Below are 21,563 nucleotides of genomic sequence, written 5' to 3'. Positions count from 1 at the left end.
CCCTCGTCCCCTCGCCCCGCCCGCGGGGAGAGGGTTAGAGTGAAGGGCAAATCCCAGTGGTCTGAGAGATCAGTTCGTGGTGGTCGTCGCCGCTGAAGCAGCCGGTTCGGTAACGCTGGCAGCGCTTGCGTCTTCCTTCGGTGGCAGGAACTTGTCGAGCAGCGCGATCATGTCGTCGTCGCGCGACTGCGCCGTCTTGCCGCCCATGACGACGGCGACGAGGCGGGTGTCGCCGCGCTTGGCCGAGGTCACGAGATTGTAGCCGGAGGCGTCGGTGTAGCCGGTCTTGATGCCGTCGACGCCTTCGTAGCGCTTCATCACGCCGTTGTGGCCGCGCAGCTTCATGCCACGAAACTCGATCGTCTTGTTGGCAAAGAGCTGGAATTCCTGCGGAAAGTCGCGCATCAGCGCGAGGCCGAGCGTCGCCATGTCGCGCGCCGTCGTCACCTGGGCCGGGTCCGGCAGGCCGTTGGCGTTCTTGAAGACAGTGCTGGTCATGCCGAGTGTCCTCGCCTTGCGGGTCATCATCTGGCCAAAGGCGGTCTCGTTGCCGGCGAGCGTCTCACCGATAACGACGGCTGCGTCATTGGCCGAAAGCACGACCATGCCCATGACCGCTTCGCGCACGGTGATCTGGCGACCGGCGCCGACGGCAAGCTTGAACGGCTCCAGGCTGTTTGCGTGCTCGGAAACCGTCAGCTTCTGGTCCCATTGCAGGGTGCCGCTGCGCAGCGCTTCGAAGGCGAGATAGATCGTCATCATCTTCGTCAGCGACGCCGGGAAGTTCAACTCGTCGGCATTGTCGGCCTCAAGGATCGAGCCAGTGTCGGCGTTGACGACAAAATGGGCCTGCCCGGCGGCGGCAAAGGATGCGCTGCCAAGCAGCAGGCTTACGGAGACCGCCGCGGACGCGACCATACGGATAAGGGACTGCATATCGTGTTTTCTCGTTTCGACGCTATCGAACGACCTCGGAACGAAAATCGAGATCGAATTATGGAAGACGGACCGCGAAATACGGCAAGGGCCGCGTTTTCCACACGGCCAATATACCCTAGCCTTTTAAGGGCATGGCGACCGGGCGGCAAGCACCTGCGGCAATCGGCGCGCAAATATCGGGACCGGCGATGCCGCGACTGCCGATCCCGCCCGGGCGGCCCGTCCACCGTTTCACCGAGGTTTAACCTGATTGCGCCAAGGTGCGGATCTCCCAAGGCCGGCCCTGTCCGAACGACAGGACCGCCCGGGGTCATGATCACCGATGCCGAACCGCGTCCCAGTCATTCGTTTTTTAAGCCGCCATGCACCCGAACACAGCCACGGCAGACACCTCCACCGCGCGCCAGCGCGTGCCGGAGGCGTTCGATGCCGGGCTGGCGGAACTCGTCAACGGCCTTGCCGCGCTGCTTTCGGGCCTTGGTCTGTTCCTCATCGTCTTCACGCTGATCCCGTTTCAGGGCGCGGTGACGACGGATCCGAACGCGGCGAACGAAGGCAACATCATCAACCAGGTCGGCTACCTGGTGCTCGGCGCGGTCTATCTCTTCTCCATGCTGCTCACCGTCGACCGGCGGGTGCTCGCCCGCCTCGTCTCTCCGGCCTGGATCGCGATCTTCGCCATCGCCTACCTCTCCTGCCTGCAGTCCTATGACCCGGCCGCCTCCGCCCGCGGCCTGACGCTGAGCCTCGTCGCCATGATCATGGTGGCGGGCGTGCTGGTGCTGCCGAAGAGCGAGCGCGATTTCGTCAACGCCGGCGCCAATGCGATCCTGCTTCTGATCCTGATCGACTACGCCGCTCTCTTCGTGGCACCCGACCGCGCCATCCATTCGGCCTTCGGCGACGAGCCCTGGCATGCCGGTTTCTGGCGCGGCCACCTCCTGCACAAGAACGTCTCGGCGCCGGTCTTTTCCATCCTCTGCATGTTCGGCATTTATTGCCTGCGCGCCGGCGCGCCGCTTCGCGGCTGGGCGATCACGCTGCTGGCGGCCAATTTCGTGCTGCACACGGGATCGAAGACGACGATCGGATTCCTGCCGATCGCGATCGGCCTCGTCTTTGCCGGCCGCGCGGTGCGCAGCCCCGGGCTGATGATCCTTGCCCATCTCGCCATGTCAGTGCTGGTCTTCGGCCTGACGCTCGGTACCATCTATTCCGACATGCTGCTTTCGATCACCAAGGGGCTGATCGACGATGCGACCTTCACCGGCCGCGACGACATCTGGAAATTCGCGAGCGCCAGCATCGCCGAGCGCCCCTGGCTCGGCCAGGGCTATGCGAGTTTCTGGCTGTCGCCCGTGATCATGGGCATGGAGGCGAATTTCGAGGCGAGCTGGGACGTGCGCGGCATCGTCACCGGCCACAACAGCTATCTCGACGCGGTGCTGATGTTCGGCCTGCCCGGCGGCATCCTCATGACCACCCTGCTTTTCGTCAAACCGCTCTTCGACTACGCACGGGCCTATCGCCGACCGCAGGGACGCATCTTCGCCGATTTCTGCGTCATGGTGGTGATCTTCATGACCTACAACGCCATGCTCGAAAGCTTCTTCCTCAATCGCGCCGATCCGATGTGGCTGCTGACAGCACTTGCCGTCTTCGGCCTTGGGCTCGCCGGCCGCATGAGCATGCGCGCCGAACCGGAAGCCTCCCGTCGCTGAACGCTTGCCAAGACATAAAGATATCTTTATATCTTGTTGCAATCTATTCTAGCCGGGAAAAACCGATGACCGCAGCCTCCAATGCCCTCTCCGCTCTCATCGCCGAAAAAGGCGTTCTTCTCGCCGACGGCGCCACCGGCACATCGCTCTTTGCCATGGGCCTCGAAGCAGGCGAAGCGCCGGAACTCTGGAACGAAACGAAGCCGGAGAACATCACCAAGCTGCACCAGGATTTCGTCGACGCCGGCGCCGACATCATCCTCACCAACACCTTCGGCGGCACCCGTCACCGGCTGAAACTGCACCAGGCCGACGACCGCGTGCATGCGCTGAACAAGCGCGCCGCCGAGATCGCCCGTGCGGTTGCCGACAAGGCATCGCGCAAGGTCATCACCGCCGGCTCCGTCGGCCCGACCGGCGAACTGCTGATCCCGCTTGGCGCACTTTCCTATGAAGATGCGGTTGCCGCCTTCGTCGAGCAGATCGAAGGCCTGAAGGCGGGCGGCGCCGAAGTCGCCTGGATCGAGACCATGTCTTCGCCGGATGAGATCCGTGCGGCCGCCGAAGCGGCCGCCAAGGTCGGCCTTCCCTACGTCTATACCGGCTCGTTCGATACCGCCGGCAAGACGATGATGGGGCTGCACCCGAAAGATATCCATGGCGTTGCCACCGAGTTCGGCGACGGCCCGGTCGCCGTTGGCGCCAATTGCGGCGTCGGTGCTTCCGACATTCTCTCCTCGCTGCTCGACATGACGGAGGCAGCACCCGAGGCGACCGTGATCGTCAAGGGCAATTGCGGCATTCCGGAATTCCGCGGCTCCGAGATCCACTATTCCGGCACGCCGCCGCTGATGGCCGAATATGTGCGCCTTGCGGCCGATGCCGGCGCCAAGATCATCGGCGGCTGCTGCGGCACCACCTGCGGCCATCTCGCCGCCATGCGCGTCGCACTCGACGAACATGTGCGCCGCGAACGCCCGACGCTCGACCTGATCATCGAAAAGATCGGCCCGCTGCGCAACAAGACCGCCAACGAAACGGCGGCCGCGCCTGCCCGCGAGCGCCGCAGCCGCCGCGCCTGATCAAGCCAGGCAAGGCAAATCGACAAGCAAACGCCCCGGCATCGAAAGATCCGGGGCGTTTTCGTTTATGCGTCGATGTGGCGGCTGTCTTAAAGCGCGGCGTTGTCGAAGGCCTTGGCGTCCGTTGCCCGCTCAGCCACGGGCCTGCCCTTCGCCGCCTCGATGAAAGCTCGGTAGAAATCGAAGGCGCGTCCCATCTGGCGGGACCCTTCCTTGGAGAAGTGCCCGAAGTCCTCGAAGAGCGCGACGCCCTTGTCCTCGATCTTGCAGGTGTCGTCGTCGCAGAGATAGTCCATGAAGCTGACGACGGGATATTCGTCGGCGATATCCGCAACCACGTTCAGGACATCGCGGTCATATTCGCGAACGGTTTTTAGCACCGGCTCGCAGTGCCGGTCCGACAGGCCGAGCAGACGGGCTCTCGCAACGCAGAGCCCGGTATCGCGGCCGTCATGCGGCGTCGGCGCGACGAAGACGGGTTCGAAGCCGTTCGAGCGCAGCCAGGCAAAGGTTCCCCGCAGGCCGTCGATGAGAAGCTTCGTCTCGGTCGTCACCTCGCTGCGGCCATCGACCAGCACCTTCTCCTCCTTCAGGTACTGGCTGAGCTGCGAGGACAGAACGACGTAGCGGATCGACCGGTTGGCAAGCAGGAAACGGCGGACCTCTTCGTTGTAGCGGGCGCAATCGTCGGACCAGTCGCGACTGAGCCGCGGCATGATCGGCGACAGGTTCAAAAACGGCCCGCAATTATTCTTGGCAAGCTGCACCAGCCGCACGTCCGGCTTCGACGCGATAATGCCGTCGACGAGGTGCCGGGCGAAGGAATCGCCCCAGACGGCGACCTCGGGTTTCGGGTTAGAGGCGCAGCGCAGGTCGGCGACGGCATCGCATTTCTTGCCGAGGCCGACGCTCGGCTCCGAAAGCTGCGCAAGTTCGCGGTTCCGGGCGGCGAGACCGTCCGAACCGTCGAGCGTGAAGCCGAAGGCGATCGCCGCCGATCCGGCAGCAAGCGTGGCGCCAAACACCGCGCGACGGCTGAAGCGGCCCGGCTTGCGGAAGGGCTGCTCGACGAGACGCCAGCTGAGATAGGCAAGTACGAAGCAGAGCGCGATCAGGAGCGCGTAGCCTTCGGCCGGAATGTCCTCGATCGACCGCAAGCGCGCGAAGGCAAAGACCGGCTGATGCCAGAGGTAGAGGCTGTAACTGATGAGCCCGATCGCGACCAGCGGCTTCAGCGACAGCAGCCGGCCAACGACGGTATCGCTGCGACCGAAGGCGAGAACCAGCGCCGTGCCCAGCACCACCGGCACGGTCGTCGAGCCGGGATAGAAGGCCGATTCCACCACGAACAAATAACTCGCGACGATCGCCAGCAGACCGAGGGCTGACAGAAGCTCGCGGCTGCCTTTCGAAAGATCGAGCTTTTCGACGCCGACGAGCGCAAGCAGCGCACCGACGCCGAGTTCCCAGAACCGGCTTGGCAGCAGGTAGAAATTCGCAGCCCGGTCCAGGTTCGCAAAGACCTGGGTCGCCGCAAAACTCAGGAGCACGAGCGCCGCCACCACCTTCAACAGCGTTGCCCGCGAGAAGCGGTGAAGCAGCAAAAGCAGCAGCGGGAAGACCAGATAGAACTGTTCTTCGACCGCCAGCGACCAGGTGTGCAGCAGCGGCAGCAGCGCCGTGCTCGGCGCGAAATAGCCGGTCTGGTCCCAGAAGAAGAAATTCGAGGCGAACAGGTTCACCGCATAGAGGCTCTTGCCGAAGCTGTTGAGTTCCTCCGGCAGCATCCACATCAGCGCGAATGGAATGCAGACGGCGCAGACCAGGAGCAGCGCCGGTGCAAGGCGACGGGCACGCCGCTCGTAGAAACGGGCGATGCTGAAGTTCCCGTCGCTGATCTCGCGGTGGATGATCGCGGTGATGAGATAGCCGCTGATGACGAAGAAGACATCGACGCCGGAAAAGCCGCCAGAGACAAGGCCGAAACCGGCATGGAACAGGAGGACCGGGACGACGGCAAGCGCGCGCAGTCCATCGATTTCGGGTCTGTATTGCATCAGCAGAGGAAACACTCGGTGGCGGGGGCCGCTCGTTAACACAATCTTGACAATGGAACCATTGTCGCGCGGTCCGTATCCACATGCGTGCGTTCCAAGGTTCCCGGGGCATACGCCCGGGAGCGGGACCTGCGGGTAACTAGCAGGTCGAAGATGGCGACACTGGGGCTATCGCCGAATATGTCGGCGCCAGGCATCGAGCCCGACCTCGATATCCTTGCGGCCGAAACCGACGCGGAAGCGATCGGTGGCGACCGGCAGCAGATCGGATACAAAGAGGCTCGACGGCAAGAGCAGAACGCCAGCCTCCTCCACCAGCCCCCGGCAATGGCTCTCGACGCCATCGGCACCGAGATAGCGGGCAAAGCCGACGCAGCCCCCGTCAGGTGCCCGCCACTCATAGAGATCCGGGAATTCCGCAAAGAAGGCGCCGAGCCTCTCGAGATTGGCGGCAACGAGCGCCCGGTTGCGATCGAGGATAACGGCACGCCCCTTGAGCGCGATTGTCGCCAGCACTTCCGACGGCCGCGAATTGCAGATCGACAGATAGTGCTTCATCTTCTCCATGCGTTCGAGAAGCGCATGGTCGCGGCAGGCGATCCAGCCGATTCTCAGGCCCGGCAGGCCATAGGCCTTGGACATGACATTCAGCGAGATTCCACGGTCAAAAAGTTCGGCCGCCTGCGGCAGGCGCAGCGAGGCGTCACGCTCGAGCCCGCGATAGACCTCGTCGCTGAAGAGATGAATGCCGCGCTCCGCGCAGAGCTTGGCGAGCGCCGCGAAGGTTTCCTGGTCGGCAATGGCGCCGGTCGGATTGTTGGGGAAATTCACACAGATCAGCTTCGTGTTGGGTTTCAACGCCGCACGCACGTCGGCGATATCGAGCCGCCAATTGTTCTCGGGGCGAAGCGGCACGCCGGTCACCGCGCCGGCGATCGTCACCGGAAGGGTCTCCATCGACTGGTAGTTCGGCACCGTCACGATCGCGTGGTCGGCCGGCCCGAGCAGCGCCAGCATGGCGCAATAAAGCCCCTCCTCCGCGCCGGCAAAGCAGAGGATATCGGCAGCCGTCAGCCCTTCATAGGTCGCAGCGATCGCTGCCCTCAGCGCCGGTGCGCCATAGGTCTCGGTATAGCCGAGCGTGATGTTGTCCCAGGCGGCGCGGTCCTCCGCGTCGGCAAGCGCCAGAAGATCGCTCATGCTGGTCGTCTGGCTGTCGCTCGCGGTCATATGGTGGCGGGCGCTGAACTCCCAGCGGGAGAAATGGGTTTCGAGCCGGAAATCGGGCAACGTCGTCATGGATATTTCCTCCTCTCGCGGCTGAGGCGCACGCGAACGGTTATGGGTCAGGCAAGTCCGAAGAGCCGCGAAGCGGTCTCTGTCCGAAATATTGCGCGCAGCAATCAGGGCGCCTCGCCGCGGGCCGCAGCGAGATAGTTGTAGATCGACGCGCGCGAGGCGCCGATGAGGCTGGCAAGGTGATCGACCGCGTTGCGCGTCTGGAAGAGGCCGCGTTCGTCGAGCGCTGCCACCAGCGCCACGCGATCGACGCGCTTGAGCGCCGAGAGCGCCAGCCCCCGCTCCTTCAGCCAGCCATGCAGAGTCGCGTTGATCTCCTCGCGCCAGTCGCGCGAAAACAGCGCCTGCGGCTTCGGCTGCTCGGCGCCGGCGAAAGCCGAGAGCAGCTTCACCGCCTGATCGATCATCGACATGTCGAGATTGATGCAAAGCAGGCCGACCGCGTCGCCCGTCCCGTCGCGCAGAACGGCTGAGATCGACTTGAAGCGCCGGCCATCCCCGCCGGTCTTCTCATAGGGACCAAGCACTGCGTCAGTGCTGCCGAGGGCTGAAAATTCCTCTTCGATCAGCGAGTCTTCGCCGACCGCGCGACCGGAGAAACAGTTCCAGATCCCCGCGATCGTACCGGTTCGGAGATCGTGCAGCACAACCTCCCCATGCGGATAAAGAAGCGCGCTGATCGCAGCCGCCGTCGGCGCGTGCGTTGCAAGGATCGAGGTGAAGGCGGGTGCTATGGTCATGGCTCGCATATGCCCATACCTGGACTATTTGTCAATATTAGACTATATGTTCAAGACCTGCATATTCGCCACCGCTTGCGCACCCGTGACCGCTGGCCTATCCCCGATGAAAGAGAGATTCGCTGCTTTGCAGCGGTTCAACGTGCCACACCGCGCCTTGCGTCCCGCAGAACGCACCGCGCGGCCGCAGACGGGAGACAGTGACATGAACGCCGGCCCAGCCTCCTTTCCCGACCGGGACACAGTCGCCGAAAAATTCGGGAGTTTCAGCGAAGCCGACCAGTCCTTCCTGCGCCTGCTGATGGAAAACCCCGAGCAGGACGAGCGCCTGATGGACGGCCTCTACCGCCACCTCGACATCGCCTCGGAGGCGAAGTTCCTGAATTCGCTGAAACTCGAAAAGCTCGGCCAGTGGCTCGGCAGCCATGCACCGGCGCGGCTGCAGATGCGCCTGATGGAAGCCGGCCGCTCCAGCCAGCATGCAGCCTACCAGGCGTTCAAGGCGGGCCTGTCGAAGGCCGGTGGGCTGGAACGCGCCTTTCCGAAGGCGTGAGGCGACAGGGGATCGACGCTCGCGCGTGACGGGTGCCCCCTCACTGTCCTGCCGGACATCTCTCCCCGCAGGCAGGGAGAGAGCCGCTAGGCGCACCCTCCGGTGCCAGGCCTCAACGTCAGCGACAATCTCAGCCTTCACGGTGAGCGAAACGGTTGCCACTTGTTCCCCTCTCCCCGTCATAACGGAGAGAAGGTGCCGGCAGGCGGATGAGGGGCAAACCCTGACCACGCGGTTGAGGGCTGCCCCCACCCGACATCACTTGCCGGAACCGCCGAGCCCCTTGGAGAGCCGCACCAGATTGACGAATTCGCTGCGATAGCCGAACGGATCGGCGCCCTTGGCGGCTGCGGCGAGATCGATGACTGCGTCATAGGAATAGTCAGCGAGCGCCGTCACGCCTGCAAGCTTCTGCCCGAAGGCCGCCACTGCCACCGAGAAGCGCACGTCATTGGACGCCTCGGCGAGCGACGGCACCGCATTCGCCTCGGTCACCGGCGTGGTGATCAGCTCGCTCTTGTCTCCATCCGGCTTCTTGTAGCGGATCTTCAGGAAGGCGAGTTCGCCGCTGCTTGCGCTCACCTCTGCCGCCGGCTTTTCCGCCTCTGCATAGCGCAGGTCGTCGTTGAGCACCGCCGGGCTGCCCTTCGGCGTCACCTCGTAGATCGCCGTCACGCTGTGACCGGAACCGATGTCGCCGGCGTCCACCTTGTCGTTGTTGAAGTCCTCGCGCTTCAAGGCGCGTGTCTCGTAGCCGATCAGCCGGTATTCGGCGATCGCGGCCGGATTGAACTCCACCTGCAGCTTGACGTCCTTGGCGATCGGGAAGAGCGAGGACCCCGCCTCCTCCACTAGCGTCTTCTGCGCCTCGGCCAGAGTATCGATATAGGCGGCCGTGCCGTTGCCGTTCTGGGCGATCGTCTGCATCAGCGCGTCGTTATAATTGCCGCGGCCGAAGCCGAGCACGGAGAGGAAGATGCCGCTTTTGCGCTTCTCCTCGATCAGCCGCTTCAGGTCCTCGTCGCTCGACGGGCCGACATTGAAGTCACCATCCGTCGCCAGCATGATGCGGTTGACCCCGCCCTTGACGAAGGCCTTCTCGGCAAGCCCGTAGGCCGCGTCGATGCCTTCCGCACCGGCGGTCGAGCCGCCGGGCTGCAAGGTATCGATCGCAGCGAGGATCTTTGCCTTGTCCTTGACCGCCGTCGGCTCCAGCACGGTTCCGGCGTTGCCTGCGTAGGTGACGATCGAGACCGTATCCTCGGGCTTCAGCTTCTCGACCAGCAGCCGGAAAGCGCCTTTCAAGAGCGGCAGCTTGTCGGGCTCGTCCATCGAGCCCGATACGTCGATCAGGAAGACGAGGTTCGCCTTCGGCGCTTCCGCCGGCACGACGTCGTAACCCTTGATCGCCACATGCAGCAGCCGCGTGCCACCATTCCACGGCGTCGGCGTCAGCGTCACCGTCGCCTTGAAGGGTTCGGCAGCGCTTGCCGGCCGCGGCCAGTCATAGGGAAAGTAGTTGACCATCTCCTCGACCCGCACGGCGTCGCGCTCGGGCATCTGCCCTTCCATCAACGAACGGCGCACGAAAGCATAGGATGCCGTGTCGACGTCGACCGAGAAGGTCGAGACCGGATCGGTCGCAACGCTCTTCACCGGATTGGCGTCGGCCTTGCCGAAGCGCTCGCGGTTTTCCACGGGTGCCGGCTGCATCTCATCCTGAATCGTGGGCGCCGGCAGGTATGTCATCTGCGGCTGCGCACCGCCGACTGCCGAGAGCGGAGCGACGCTGTCGCGCGCAACACTGTTGGCCATCGCATCGGCCTGCGCGGCAGGAGCCGCAGCCTCGCTCTCGGCCTCTACGGTCGCGGGCACCTCCACGGTTTTCGCTTCCTGCTGGCGCGCGCGTTCGTCGGCGGCCGCCTTCCTGGCGGCGACCTGGGGCTCCGGCTTTTGCCGCGCCTCTTCCTTGGTGAGTTCACCCTTCAGCGCGATCTCCTGCGCAGGCTCGCCGAAGGGCGCACCGTCGCGCGTGAGTTCAAACGTCAGGAAAGCGGCGGCGGGCACGACGAGAAGGGTTGCCAGTGCCGATCCTGCAAGCAGTTTCCGGTTCATGATGGGGCTCCATATCCGGTTGAAGATGGAGCTTTGACGAACCGGCCGAACCGATCCTTGGGTGGCATTCGAATTTTCTTGCGGCTCGTCGAAGGCCTGCATGGCCAAGGCGAGCGCACGGGCGCGCGCTTCCGCAGAAGCCTTCGGCGGGTTCATCCGGCCAAGCTTTTCGAAATCGTCGCTCATGGTCACACTGCCTCCTTGCCGAGCAATGTCTTCAGACGCTTGCGCGCTTCATGCACATGCCAGGATATGGTTGCCTCCGAACAGCCAAGCACGTCGGCGGCCGCCGCATGGCTCAAGCCTTCGGCATAAACGAGCAGCACCGCATCGCACTGCTTTTCCGGCAGTTCCCGGACCGCGGCCCAGAGCGCCTCGCGCTGCTCTTCGTCGGGATCCTGAGGGGGCGCTGCCGTCGCCTGCTCGCTGGCATAGGCCCGCATGCGGCTGTTGTCGCGCACCTGCCGCCGCCTATGGTCGCGCGCGGCGTTCAGCGTCAGCGTATAGAGCCAGGTGCGAAACCGGCTGGTGCCGCGAAAGCCGCGAATGGCGGCACCCAGCCGCAGGCAGACATCCTGGGCGATGTCCTCTGCGTCAGAGACGTTTCCGGACCATCGCCAGGCGACCGCATGGACAAAATCATAGTGTCGCTCGACCAGCTGGCCGAAAGCCTGTCGGTCTCCACCTACCGCCTTCTCGACGAGTTCAGCGTCCAAATCCGTGCCCGCCCTCACCTCATTTGAACCTTAGACGTTGCAGGCTGCCCGTTCCTTGGGTGGGCGGCACATTTTTTTTCGGGGGAGGAGGAAAAGTGTGCGGTTTTCCGCCCGAATCCGCGCCCAAGGAAAGTCAGCGTGGAAATTTTCCGACGACGGCGATGATCGGCCCCATCGGAAACAGCCGATCGTGGCGGTTGATATCAGGCGCATAGACGCTCGAAATCGTGCCGTCGAGGAAGAGCGCATTGGGGCAATCCAATGTATCGCGAAACAGCGTCGCGAAATCGTGGAACCGCACCGGGCGCTTCGAGACGACGAAAACCACCTCGCCCTCGGCCGTCACGCCGACGCCGTTGCGGGTCTTGTAACTGGTGCTGTCGGGCAGGAAGCGAGGATGCAGCGTGCCGTCGATGACCAGCATCGGCCCGGATTGCGTGGCAAATCGCGGCGTGAGCCTGGCGTCGCGATAGGCGTCCGCCGCCATTACCCCCGCTTTGCCGTCGTCGACATAAAACACCCCGTTCGGCAAAAGGTGGAAATTGCCCCAGCCGGAATTGGTGTTGAGCGGCGCCTGCTCGCGCCCCTCCTCGATATGCAGGCCGACCGGCGACAGATCGTCGTGATACATGCCGCCGTTCATGGCGAAGCGCATATATTCTTCGCGATGGCGCAGTTCGAGCGACAGCGCCCGGAAGGAGCGGAAGGGCACGCCCGCCTGATCCTTGTTGTAGAGGCGGATATCGGTTGTCGCCGGATCGAAGCTGCAGGCGACATAGTCCTGGCCAAGGTGGCTGACATCGCGGCAGGCGCCGAGCGCAGGCCCGGCAAGACCGGCCGAAAGAACGGCACCGACGAGAAAGGGTTTTGGAAAAAGCGGCATGGCGAAAGGTCCAATCGAATCAGCCGCCAAGCATGCCTGAGATTGCGGCTTATTCTGGCGCGGGCACAGGCGAAATCATACGCTTGGCGACTAGCCGCCGACGATCGCCGCCATGGTGGTGACGAGACCGGCGATGCCGGCGAGACTTGCAAGGCCGAAGATCGCGCAAAGGCAGGCAAAGCCGCCGACGCCTGCAAGCAGATAGGATTTGGGATCGCGGTTCAGCACATCCTGCGACAGCGACAAAAGCAGCCGCTTCTCTCTGAGCGTCGTTGCCACCTTCACCGCATGGCGCCTCGCTTCTTTCTGGACCTCGCCGTAATTGTTGCCGATCGCCCAGAACGTGAGGAACAGGCCGAGCGCGCTGACGGTCAGCGCAAATTTCCTGAGGATGTCGATGGCATCGGGCAGAAGATCGCCGGTGAGAACCGATCGGTCCACCAGCGCATCGAAGCCGGCAATGCAGGCGGTGATGACGGCCGCATGGCCGGCGCCGATCGCCAGCAGGCGCTTGAAAGCGTCCCCCAAAACCTGGCTGTTGGCCGCGTGAATACTGTCAAGCCGAGATATCTGCGCTTGCACGTCCTCGCGCGACAGGTGCGGAGGATAGTTGCTCACGGATACGACTGGGCTACCTCTCATACGATGGACTCCAACGCCACGCCGTCCAGATCGTTATAAATTCGATAATATTACCTTTCCACGACACCTCCAATTTTAGTCATTTTGGAGATTTGCACCATCTTTGCGCGCCAGAGTGGAGACCGGCGCTCACACTTCAAGCGCAGACATATGGAAGCGCAACTGCTCGGGCGGGTAGCGATATTGGCTCCCGATGGGACAGGCAGCGCGCGATAGACAGCCATTCGCAAGGCAGCCCGCCCTGCCCGCGTCCGTGCGCAGATGGCCGCGACAACGCCCGACATCGAAGCGTTCCCCTGCAAGCGCCGACGCCGGACAGCCCGAGATGCACGGCTTTTCGAGACAGTGGTCGCAAGGGTGGCTGGCGCTCGCTTCACCTGTCTCGCCAAGCGGGATACCGAAAGCAAGTGCGCCGCGGTAACCGTGCCACAGGCCGAAACGCGAATGGATGAGAATGCCCAGCGGTGACGGTTTCAGGCCTTCGGCCCTCATCGCCCACTGCTGGAACGGCTGCCACGGGGGATCCGACGGAAAGAAGGCGGTCGCCCCCTGCTCGCCGGCGACCGGATTGATGACGGCCTTCGACCAATTGTCGAGCGGATCGGCGCCGCCGCCATCCGACCGGGCTTGCCGCCACGCGCTGAACGGCTGCCACAGCGAACCGCCGATATTGCCAATCAGCACCACGCTTGCCGCAAGGCGGCCATCGACGAGCAGCGGTGCGGCCTCACCGGAGGCGAAATTCACGGTTCCGCGCAAAAAAAGACCGTGCGGCGCCAGCGCCGCACGGATCGTTTCGATTGTCTTGTCCGCTGTCGCGGAAGGCGCCGTCATTTCGGTTTCGGCCCCTGGTGTTCGTAATGCGGGCGCCAGACCTCCTTCTGGATCATGTCGGCCACCTGCGCCGCGCCGCCTTGCTCCCTGGCTCGCTCGGGACCCTTTCAGGTGAACGCGTCGGGCATCGAGTCCTTGCGGCTGGCGATGAAGGCCTTGAGCTTTTCGTCGATCTCAGGATCGAGGTAAGGCGCCTCGTAATGTTCCAGCCAGCTGCGGCACAGCGCATTGGCGCGCTGTTCGATGCGCTTTTCGCCTTCCACTTCCCACTGTTCGAAGGAGTTGTTGTCGGCAAGCGGCGAACGGTAGAACGCCGTCTGGAAGTTGGCCTGGGTATGCGCGCAGCCGAGATAGTGGCTGCCCGGACCGACTTCGCGGATCGCGTCCAGCGCCTGGGCGTTTTCCGAGAGGTCCACGCCTTCGGCCATCTTCTGCATCATGCCGAGCTGGTCCTGGTCGATCATGAACTTCTCGTAGGACGAGATCAGACCGCCTTCGAGCCAGCCGGCAGCGTGCAGCACGAAGTTGGTGCCGGCAAGAAGCGTCATGTTCAGCGTGTTGGCCGATTCGTGCGCTGCCTGCGCGTCCGGAACCTTGGAGCCGCAGAGCGAACCACCGGTACGGAACGGAAGCTTCAGGCGACGCGCGAGCTGGGCTGCGCCATAGGAGACGAGCGACGGCTCCGGCGTGCCGAAGGTCGGCGCGCCCGACTGCATCGAGATCGAGGCGGCAAACGTGCCGAAGAGCACCGGCGCGCCCTTGCGGATGAGCTGGGTGAAGGAGGCACCAGCGAGAACTTCTGCAAGGATCTGCGTCAGCGTGCCGGCGACCGTCACCGGGCTCATGGCGCCCGACAGGATGAACGGCGACAGCACGCAGGCCTGGTTATGGCGGGCGTAAACCTTGAGCGCGCCCACCATGGTCTCGTCGAAGACCATCGGCGAGTTGGCGTTGATGAGGTTCAGCGTAACGCAGTTGTTTTCGACGAAGTCGTCGCCGAAGACGATCTTCGCCATGGCAATCGTGTCTTCCGCCCGCTCCGGCGCCGTCACCGAGCCCATGAAGGGTTTGTCGGAATATTTGATATGGCTGTAGACCATATCGAGGTGGCGCTTGTTGACGGGGATGTCGACCGGCTCGCAGACCGTGCCGCCGGACGAGTGCATCGACGGCGCCATATAGGCGAGCTTCACGAAGTTGCGGAAATCCTCGATCGTCGCATAGCGGCGATTGCCTTCCAGATCGCGCACGAAGGGCGGGCCGTAGACCGGCGCGAAGATCGTCGCCTTGCCGCCGACCTGGGCGCTGCGCTCCGGATTGCGGGCATGCCAGGTGAATTCGGACGGTGCCGTTTTCAGAAGCTCGCGGCAGAGACCCTTGGGGAAATGCACGCGCTGGCCGCGCACGTCGGCGCCGGCCTGTTTCCAGAGTTCGAGCGCCTCGGCGTCGTCACGGAACTCGATGCCGATTTCCTCGAGGATCGTATCGGCATTGCGCTCGATCAGCTGCAGGCCTTCCTCGTCGAGCACCTCGTATTCGCGAATCTTGCGCTGGATATAGGGCAAAGACGGCCCCGGGCCGCCGCCGGTGCGCGATGCGCGCCTTGCTGCTGCTCCCCGTCCCTCGCCGCGTGCGCGGCGACCGCCGCCTTCAACCGCGCCCTGATCTGTCACGTCGCTCATTCGCTTTTCCTCTCCCGCGCATCACTTTTTGCGCCTTCAAGCATCATTTGACCTTAATGCTACCAAGCATCAGGGGCCTTGCGGGTCTCAATGCGCCAAGGCGTGGCGCAACTCGAACACTGCCGAGCGGCGACAAGGGGGCGTAAAAACCGCGTGGCGCGAATATATTGTTTTTGTTAAGAATATACAGGCGGCAAAAGAAGCCGCCCTCCCGTCGCTTTTTGTCATATGCGACGTCGCTTTCGAAAACAGATTTTTAGACATCGACCGCTATGGATTGATGGACGCGTCCGAAAATTTCGCGCGACCGTGCCAGGAACCGAGGAACCCCAATATGGCAGACGATGAAATCATTCTCGAGGACCTTTCCGACGAAGAACTCGTGCAGCAGATGCACGACGACCTCTATGACGGCCTGAAGGAGGAAATCGAGGACGGGACCAACATCCTGCTCAAGCGCGGCTGGACGCCTTACGACGTCCTGACCCAGGCGCTGGTCGAAGGCATGCGCATCGTCGGCATCGACTTCCGCGATGGCATCCTGTTCGTGCCGGAAGTGCTGCTCTCGGCCAACGCCATGAAGGCCGGCATGACCATCCTGCGCCCGCTTCTCGCCGAAACCGGCGCGCCGAAGCTCGGCAAGATGGTGATCGGCACCGTCAAGGGCGACATTCACGACATCGGCAAGAACCTCGTCGGCATGATGATGGAAGGTGCGGGCTTCGACGTCGTCGACCTCGGCATCAACAACCCGGTCGAAAACTATCTCGAAGCGATCGAGCGCGAGCAGCCGGATATTCTCGGCATGTCCGCGCTTCTGACCACCACCATGCCCTACATGAAGGTCGTCATCGACACGCTCAAGGAAAAGGGCCTGCGCGACGACTACGTCGTTCTCGTCGGCGGTGCGCCGCTCAACGAGGAATTCGGCAAGGCCGTCGGTGCCGATGCCTATTGCCGCGATGCGGCGATTGCGGTCGAAACCGCCAAGGACTTCATGAAGCGCAAGCACAACCGCCTGGCCGGCTGAGCTTCGGACAATCCGAAATGACAAAGCCGGCCGCGTGGGTGAAATCCGCGGCCGGCTTTCCTATGTCTGGCGAGCGTGCCTGGCAGGTTTGCCGGGTTAGTTGACGGAGTTTGCCACCTTCTTGCCGGCCGACTGTGTCGCGTTGACCGTGTTTGCGGTATCCTGTCCGATGCCGCGGATGGTGTTGCCGCAGGCGGTAAGCGTCGAAAGGGCGACGAGAACGGCGCCGACGGTTGCAAGGGTCTTTACTGTCATGGTCAGGGTCCTTCCCGCTGATAGCCACATGGAATCAAGATGGAAAAAGTATCGCCCGCAATAGAACGTGCACAACCGGAAAAAGTTCACGTGATCGGTTGCGGCGCCATCGCCCGCGAAATCCTGGCGATCTGCGAGGCGAACGGGCTTGGCCATATCGACCTCAACTGTCTGCCCGCCATCTGGCACAACACGCCCGACAAGATCACCCCGGGCATTCGCGACGCCATTGCCAAGGCCCGCGCCGAAGGCTTCGAGCGCATCTTCGTCGCCTATGCCGACTGCGGCACCGGCGGCCAGCTCGACCGACTTCTGGAGGAGGAAAAGGTCGAGCGTATCCCCGGTCCGCACTGTTACTCCTTCTTTGCCGGCAACGATGATTTCGCCCGCCGTTGGGACGACGACCTCACCGCCTTCTTCCTCACCGACTTTCTCGCCCGCCAGTTCGAGGCCTTCGTCATCGAACCGCTCGGCCTCAACCGGCACCCGGAGCTCCGGGACATGTATTTCGGCCACTACCGCAAGCTCGTCTATCTCTCGCAGCAGGAGGATGAAGGCTTGCAGGAGAAGGCGAGGAAGGCCGCCGAGCGGCTCGGGCTCGAATACGAATATCGGTTTACCGGTTACGGCGATCTGACGACGTCGCTGCTGACGGCGTGAATTAGCGACATCATCAAGCTGAAATCGCAGACCCGAAACAGAGACTTTACGTCGAATCCAATATAGGGTACCCCCCTATATAATATTGGAGGCATCGACATGGGCAATCACGACCGCGACCATCATCACCACCACGGACACCACGGGCATTCGCATGACGACGCGCGCGTGCTCGCGGCCAGCCATGATCACGTCTTCCTCGGCGGCAATCACGAGCGTAACGAGCGGCGGACCTGGATTGTCATCGCGGTGACCGCAACGATGATGGTGATCGAGATCGCAGCAGGTCAGATCTTCGGCTCGATGGCGCTGGTTGCCGATGGCTGGCACATGTCGACCCATGCGGCCGCGATGCTGATCGCAGCGCTTGCCTATCTCTATGCACGCAAGCATTCGAACAATCGCCGCTTTACCTTCGGCACGGGAAAGCTCGGGGACCTCGCCGGCTTTTCGAGCGCCATCGTGCTGGCCCTGATCGCGCTTCTGATCGGCTGGGAGAGCCTGCGCCGCCTCAACGCTCCGGTGACGATCGATTTCAGCGAGGCGATCCTCGTCGCTGTTGCCGGCCTCATCGTCAATCTCGTCTGCGCCTGGCTCTTGAAGGACGATCACGACCATCATCACCACGATCATCACGGCCACCACCATGGGCACCATGGTGGGCAGGATCGCAACCTGCGCGCCGCCTATCTGCACGTCCTTGCCGACGCGCTGACCTCGGTGCTCGCCATCGTCGCCCTTGGTCTCGGCGCAATCTATGGCTGGCTGTGGCTCGATCCCGCCATGGGCGTCGTCGGCGCACTTGTCATTGCGCGCTGGTCGTTCGGCCTCCTTCGCGATACCGGCGCGACATTGCTCGACTATATCCCCGATGGCGAAGACCTGCCGGACGAGATCGGCGAGATCGTCGCCAGGGAAGACGCCGAGATCGTCGATCTGCACGTCTGGCAACTCGGGCCCGGCCACCACGGTGCAATCGTCTCGCTCGTCGCCGACAACCCGCGGGCACCGTCCTATTATCGCGAAAAGCTTGCCGCCATTCACGATTTGTCGCATGTGACCGTGGAGGTGGAACCACGGGCCGCATAGCGGCGGCGCCCGAAACCGGAGTTTGCGATGACCCATACCATCCGCGAGAAGCAGAAGCTCATCAACAGGGTCCGGCGCCTGCGCGGCCAGATGGAGGCGGTCGAGCGGATGCTGGAGGAGGAGAAGGGCTGCGCCGAGGTCATGCAGGTGATCGCCGGCATCCGCGGCGCGGTCAACGGGCTGATGGCGGAAGTGGTCGAAGACCATATCCACATGCATGTCGCCGCAGCCGAGCTGTCGCAGAAGGACCGGCAGGAAGCGGCGGCCGAACTGGTGGATGTGGTGCGCGCCTACCTGAAATAGCGTCGCTGCCGCGCACTTTGTTTAAGGTCACACCGTTGCCGCCGAGAACCATGCTGTGCTCGGCGATGGCGACCGGTCATGCTTTCTGCCAGCTCACAGACTGACCGCGAAGTCCTGCCGGTCGCACGCTTCCGGCCGCAACAGCACGTCGTCCGCCTGATCGCCGGTGATCGCGTTCCGTCAGGGGCCGACGATCCGGCTTCCGCCCGGGCCCCCTCATTGCCGGGCCCCTTGCGAGGTCCCCTCCTTCGCCGTCTGAACTCTTAATTTGAAACCATGTTCGCGCCAGCCCGTTTAGCTGGCGTAACTCATCCCTGTCGCTTCCTCAGCCGCCTGACAATTGGCCGTCTTTGCGCCAAGCACGGAGCCAGAACGCGGGAGCGTCCCATGACCAAGAATTTCACGAACGACAAAAAGAGACTGCTTCACGGCTGGGATGCGGTCTACGATCTCGAAGAGTTCATTCTGGCCTATCACTTGGCACCGCTGGCAGCGCGCGACATCTTCGCAAAAGTCGGCCCGCGCAGGCTCGATCTGGCGAATGCGATGGATGCGCGCAGCACAGCGACGGGCGACGAAGCGAAACGCGCGCTCCGCCAAAACATACCTCCCGGTGCTTGAGTGAAGTTCGTTGCGCTGGCGCGACAACGCGTGCAGGGTGCTTCATCGACGGCGATTGAAGCGGGCGCCGTCGCCTACGGGCCTTCGTGCCTGGGCCCCAACCAAAGGAGGACGCAATGTCTTCCAGCAATCCAGAACATTATCTTCACTCCGACGACCTCAGCCTTCTGGTCGAGGTACTCGCCGCTGCCGGCTACTACGGAACGACCACGACGGCAGACCCGGGCGGACGGCTTGCCGCCACGCGCTTCCTGATTGCGGCACTCGAAAGCGGCGTCGACAGCCACGCCACTCCGGAGGCGGCGCTGGCCGAGCCGGGCACTGCCGCGGAGTTTCCGAGGGCCCCTTCCCGTCCGGCGCCTTATGAGCAATTCAGACAGGCTGCAGTTGATCGAAAGACCGGCAGCGTGCCCCGCTGAGCCACCATCGTGGGTTTCCAGCCCACCCATCTAACCCCTATCTTCCGGCGGCCGGGGCGGAAGCTGGATCGTGCCCCTGCGTATGCGGTCTTTGAGATTGAGAATATCGAGAAGATCATCCGCTTCGTCGCGCGGCAAGTTGGACATCAGATAACCGTCAACAACAACCGGTTGCCCGGTGAAGACATCGACAACCGCCCAAACATTGTTGGCTTCGACCTTGAGACCGTACCTTAGTGTTGTCATCAGCCCAGTCCGTAATCGGGGTTTACCGCCTGCCCTTGCTCAGCCACATGCGGCATGGCGGGGCGATCGCTCGCATTGCCCTGAGGTGGCCTGAAGGCCCAGACAAGAAAAACCGACAGGGCGACCAGAAACAGTGAGAAGACCAAACGGGAGGACATCGCGCCTCTCCTTCATCGAATGAGGCCATCGCGGCTGGGGGGTGTCACGCGGCTGGGGAAAGAAAGCGCGCAATAACCTTCTGCAGGGTCTCGGCAGCCGCTCGGTTCAGCGCGACCTCGATCTGGCCGTCGTCGCATTCCAGGCAGAGAGTGCCGATCAGCGGCGCCTTGTGCAGGGTGATGATTTCGCTCTGGTAGAGTTTGTTCGGCTCGGACATGACAGTCTCCAGTTCCAAGCGACGAGCTTAACACATCCTCGATCGGCACGTGGCTTTTATCACGCGAGCAGCGAGAAACTCGGGAGAAACACCGGCGTCGCGCCAAAAACACTTTAAATCTGCGTCGGCAGACACACGCGCCTCAATTGAAACTCAATCGACGCGCAATAGTATATCCAAGTAAATTTGGCCGATGTGGCTTTCGCGGTATCAGAATTTCTAACCGCACCTATTCTCCTAAATTTTCGAACGACACGCAAGCTTCGGATCCAGTGCTTGGTCCATGCTTCGCCTCGAAGCACATCGCGCATTGTAACGTCTGTTCGTTCCCCGAACCTTGGTTGATCGGTCGATAACCGGCTCATCGCAGCCGACCGACCGTGCCTGCCCACACCTAAAAGGACTGAGACCACTATGAACGCTTTATCTTTTACGAAACGCATCATCCGCGGCCCCCGCGACCAGTCGCCGGTTCACCGCTTCCAGGTCGGCCAGCTTGTTCGGTCGAAGGGAGCGCTGACCAGAGAGTCGATCATCGGGGACACCTACCGCATAACCGCCACGCTCCCCATCCGCGACAATGCGCCCCAGTACCGCATACGCAGCAGCGACGAATGCCATGAGCGCGTGACCGATGAAGGCAATCTCGAACTGATTCGTCCCGCCGATGAGCGAATGGCCCTGGCCGAACGGGCCTTCAAGTCCAGACACGCCCTTTAGATCCAAACCATCTTCCTAACAGATCAGCTGCAGGAGGCGATCATGAAGTACCACATACCGGCTCAGATCTATCTATTCGACTACCGCGGCCTGCTTGCCTGGATCGCCCTTTCGCTGGCGGTCGCCGTCGTCGTGACCACGATCCTTTTCGGGCGGATCTTGTGACGGCCCGTCTCTGGCCGGCCTGGCTTACCGCCAAAAGGATTACGACCATGCCGCTGACCTTTCCGAACCCATGCCGAAGCTTCGATGAAGCGCGCAAGGCCGTACGTTTCCTTGGCCACGATGGCATGTTCGAAGTGCCCTTCTATGTTGAGGCGGCCGCCCTCTCCCGTGGCGCGCCCACCCGGACGACCGAAGCAGCCTGCTTGCTGGCCTTCGATGCCGCGCGCAACGCAATCCACGAGGCCGCGACGGCAGCCTATGCCAAGGGGCGCCGGACGATCTATGTCCTCACCGCCGATGACTTTCGCTAGGTCCCGGGCCAAAACGCAGCACCCGTTCGACCAACACCCCTTGGCCTAGCAGGGGTCTCCGCCTTATGCGCAACGCCCCGCAGCGGCCGAAAGGGCGTGGCAATC

General features: G+C 63.0%; 26 protein-coding genes. 12 read left to right on the top strand and 14 right to left on the bottom strand.

All coding sequences use genetic code 11. The features are described 5' to 3' along the window. Positions 1-69: 69 nt before the first annotated feature. Entirely contained in the window at positions 70-936 is an 867-nt protein-coding gene (locus tag IB272_RS08535; protein ID WP_034788245.1) for a D-alanyl-D-alanine carboxypeptidase family protein, read from the bottom strand. A 365-nt stretch (positions 937-1,301) separates the two neighbouring features. On the opposite strand from IB272_RS08535, the gene IB272_RS08530 reads away from it, so the two are divergent. Both IB272_RS08530 and bmt read left to right on the top strand, forming a co-directional pair. Further along, on the top strand, positions 1,302-2,660 hold the full coding sequence (locus IB272_RS08530; protein WP_192444314.1) for an O-antigen ligase: 1,359 nt from the start codon (positions 1,302-1,304) through the stop codon (positions 2,658-2,660). A 65-nt stretch (positions 2,661-2,725) separates the two neighbouring features. After that, complete coding sequence (bmt, locus tag IB272_RS08525; protein ID WP_060520605.1) at positions 2,726-3,742, top strand: betaine--homocysteine S-methyltransferase; 1,017 nt, start codon at positions 2,726-2,728, stop codon at positions 3,740-3,742. 89 nt (positions 3,743-3,831) lie between these two features. Here bmt and IB272_RS08520 read toward each other — a convergent pair whose 3' ends face one another. The 3 genes from IB272_RS08520 to IB272_RS08510 form a co-directional block, all read right to left on the bottom strand. Next, positions 3,832-5,799, bottom strand: coding sequence for an acyltransferase family protein (locus IB272_RS08520; RefSeq protein WP_113135773.1), 1,968 nt, complete (start codon positions 5,797-5,799; stop codon positions 3,832-3,834). Between the two features lie 168 nt (positions 5,800-5,967). Beyond that, positions 5,968-7,098, bottom strand: a complete 1,131-nt coding sequence (locus IB272_RS08515; protein WP_060584884.1) for a pyridoxal phosphate-dependent aminotransferase — start codon at positions 7,096-7,098, stop codon at positions 5,968-5,970. Between the two features lie 104 nt (positions 7,099-7,202). Next, positions 7,203-7,838 (bottom strand): PAS domain-containing protein, encoded by a 636-nt coding sequence (locus IB272_RS08510; protein ID WP_060584882.1) that lies wholly within the window; start codon positions 7,836-7,838, stop codon positions 7,203-7,205. A 205-nt stretch (positions 7,839-8,043) separates the two neighbouring features. Here IB272_RS08510 and IB272_RS08505 point away from each other — a divergent pair, with 205 nt between their 5' ends. Beyond that, a complete protein-coding gene (locus tag IB272_RS08505; RefSeq protein ID WP_034788228.1) occupies positions 8,044-8,391 on the top strand; it encodes a hypothetical protein in 348 nt (115 codons plus the stop codon). Between the two features lie 258 nt (positions 8,392-8,649). Here the strand turns inward: IB272_RS08505 and IB272_RS08500 are convergent, their stop codons facing one another. The 6 genes from IB272_RS08500 to IB272_RS08475 all read right to left on the bottom strand — a co-directional run bounded on the left by IB272_RS08500 (position 8,650) and on the right by IB272_RS08475 (position 15,263). Then, entirely contained in the window at positions 8,650-10,698 is a 2,049-nt protein-coding gene (locus IB272_RS08500) for a VWA domain-containing protein (protein WP_060584880.1), read from the bottom strand. Further along, on the bottom strand, positions 10,695-11,222 hold the full coding sequence (locus tag IB272_RS08495) for an RNA polymerase sigma factor (RefSeq protein ID WP_192444313.1): 528 nt from the start codon (positions 11,220-11,222) through the stop codon (positions 10,695-10,697). The genes IB272_RS08500 and IB272_RS08495 overlap by 4 nt, the downstream gene beginning before the upstream one ends. Positions 11,223-11,355: 133 nt before the next feature. Continuing rightward, on the bottom strand, positions 11,356-12,105 hold the full coding sequence (locus tag IB272_RS08490) for a phosphodiester glycosidase family protein (protein WP_113135775.1): 750 nt from the start codon (positions 12,103-12,105) through the stop codon (positions 11,356-11,358). 90 nt (positions 12,106-12,195) lie between these two features. Further along, positions 12,196-12,747 carry a hypothetical protein gene (locus IB272_RS08485; RefSeq protein ID WP_134886575.1) on the bottom strand — a complete coding sequence of 184 codons (552 nt, stop codon included), beginning with the start codon at positions 12,745-12,747 and terminating at the stop codon, positions 12,196-12,198. A 129-nt stretch (positions 12,748-12,876) separates the two neighbouring features. After that, complete coding sequence (locus tag IB272_RS08480; RefSeq protein ID WP_060584876.1) at positions 12,877-13,581, bottom strand: 4Fe-4S dicluster domain-containing protein; 705 nt, start codon at positions 13,579-13,581, stop codon at positions 12,877-12,879. Positions 13,582-13,688: 107 nt separating this feature from the next. Continuing rightward, complete coding sequence (locus tag IB272_RS08475) at positions 13,689-15,263, bottom strand: trimethylamine methyltransferase family protein (protein WP_034788211.1); 1,575 nt, start codon at positions 15,261-15,263, stop codon at positions 13,689-13,691. A 334-nt stretch (positions 15,264-15,597) separates the two neighbouring features. Between IB272_RS08475 and IB272_RS08470 the strand changes: the two genes are divergently transcribed. Then, positions 15,598-16,293, top strand: coding sequence for a B12-binding domain-containing protein (locus IB272_RS08470; protein ID WP_034788208.1), 696 nt, complete (start codon positions 15,598-15,600; stop codon positions 16,291-16,293). A 96-nt stretch (positions 16,294-16,389) separates the two neighbouring features. On the opposite strand, the gene IB272_RS08465 is transcribed toward IB272_RS08470, so the two are convergent. Beyond that, on the bottom strand, positions 16,390-16,548 hold the full coding sequence (locus tag IB272_RS08465; RefSeq protein WP_034788206.1) for a hypothetical protein: 159 nt from the start codon (positions 16,546-16,548) through the stop codon (positions 16,390-16,392). 39 nt (positions 16,549-16,587) lie between these two features. On the opposite strand from IB272_RS08465, the gene IB272_RS08460 reads away from it, so the two are divergent. The 5 genes from IB272_RS08460 to IB272_RS08440 all read left to right on the top strand — a co-directional run bounded on the left by IB272_RS08460 (position 16,588) and on the right by IB272_RS08440 (position 19,640). After that, complete coding sequence (locus IB272_RS08460; protein ID WP_060520597.1) at positions 16,588-17,208, top strand: DUF1638 domain-containing protein; 621 nt, start codon at positions 16,588-16,590, stop codon at positions 17,206-17,208. Positions 17,209-17,307: 99 nt separating this feature from the next. Next, positions 17,308-18,297, top strand: coding sequence for a CDF family Co(II)/Ni(II) efflux transporter DmeF (dmeF, locus tag IB272_RS08455; RefSeq protein ID WP_113135755.1), 990 nt, complete (start codon positions 17,308-17,310; stop codon positions 18,295-18,297). 27 nt (positions 18,298-18,324) lie between these two features. Further along, a complete protein-coding gene (locus IB272_RS08450) occupies positions 18,325-18,600 on the top strand; it encodes a metal/formaldehyde-sensitive transcriptional repressor (protein ID WP_060584874.1) in 276 nt (91 codons plus the stop codon). A 387-nt stretch (positions 18,601-18,987) separates the two neighbouring features. Further along, positions 18,988-19,221, top strand: coding sequence for a hypothetical protein (locus IB272_RS08445; RefSeq protein ID WP_192444312.1), 234 nt, complete (start codon positions 18,988-18,990; stop codon positions 19,219-19,221). Between the two features lie 116 nt (positions 19,222-19,337). Beyond that, a complete protein-coding gene (locus IB272_RS08440; protein ID WP_034788544.1) occupies positions 19,338-19,640 on the top strand; it encodes a hypothetical protein in 303 nt (100 codons plus the stop codon). Between the two features lie 30 nt (positions 19,641-19,670). On the opposite strand, the gene IB272_RS08435 is transcribed toward IB272_RS08440, so the two are convergent. The 3 genes from IB272_RS08435 to IB272_RS08425 are packed head-to-tail and all read right to left on the bottom strand — an operon-like array spanning position 19,671 to position 20,262. Beyond that, the gene (locus IB272_RS08435) at positions 19,671-19,886 is read right to left on the bottom strand and encodes a hypothetical protein (RefSeq protein ID WP_034788194.1); all 216 of its coding nucleotides are present in this window, start codon (positions 19,884-19,886) and stop codon (positions 19,671-19,673) included. Then, on the bottom strand, positions 19,886-20,044 hold the full coding sequence (locus IB272_RS08430) for a hypothetical protein (RefSeq protein WP_156400735.1): 159 nt from the start codon (positions 20,042-20,044) through the stop codon (positions 19,886-19,888). The genes IB272_RS08435 and IB272_RS08430 overlap by 1 nt, the downstream gene beginning before the upstream one ends. Before the next feature lie 44 nt (positions 20,045-20,088). Next, positions 20,089-20,262 carry a hypothetical protein gene (locus tag IB272_RS08425; protein WP_156552966.1) on the bottom strand — a complete coding sequence of 58 codons (174 nt, stop codon included), beginning with the start codon at positions 20,260-20,262 and terminating at the stop codon, positions 20,089-20,091. A gap of 414 nt (positions 20,263-20,676) precedes the next feature. On the opposite strand from IB272_RS08425, the gene IB272_RS08420 reads away from it, so the two are divergent. The 3 genes from IB272_RS08420 to IB272_RS08415 are packed head-to-tail and all read left to right on the top strand — an operon-like array spanning position 20,677 to position 21,458. Beyond that, complete coding sequence (locus tag IB272_RS08420) at positions 20,677-20,982, top strand: hypothetical protein (RefSeq protein ID WP_060584872.1); 306 nt, start codon at positions 20,677-20,679, stop codon at positions 20,980-20,982. A 42-nt stretch (positions 20,983-21,024) separates the two neighbouring features. Further along, positions 21,025-21,147, top strand: coding sequence for a hypothetical protein (locus IB272_RS35355; RefSeq protein ID WP_034788190.1), 123 nt, complete (start codon positions 21,025-21,027; stop codon positions 21,145-21,147). A 47-nt stretch (positions 21,148-21,194) separates the two neighbouring features. After that, entirely contained in the window at positions 21,195-21,458 is a 264-nt protein-coding gene (locus tag IB272_RS08415) for a DUF1488 domain-containing protein (RefSeq protein ID WP_034788542.1), read from the top strand. The last annotated feature ends 105 nt before the right edge of the window (positions 21,459-21,563 follow it).

This window comes from Ensifer sp. ENS08 (assembly GCF_014852195.1).
Taxonomy (GTDB): Bacteria; Pseudomonadota; Alphaproteobacteria; order Rhizobiales; family Rhizobiaceae; genus Ensifer; species Ensifer adhaerens.
The sequence above is the reverse complement of the archived record's forward strand: the minus strand, read 5'-3'. Positions and strand labels throughout refer to the sequence as shown.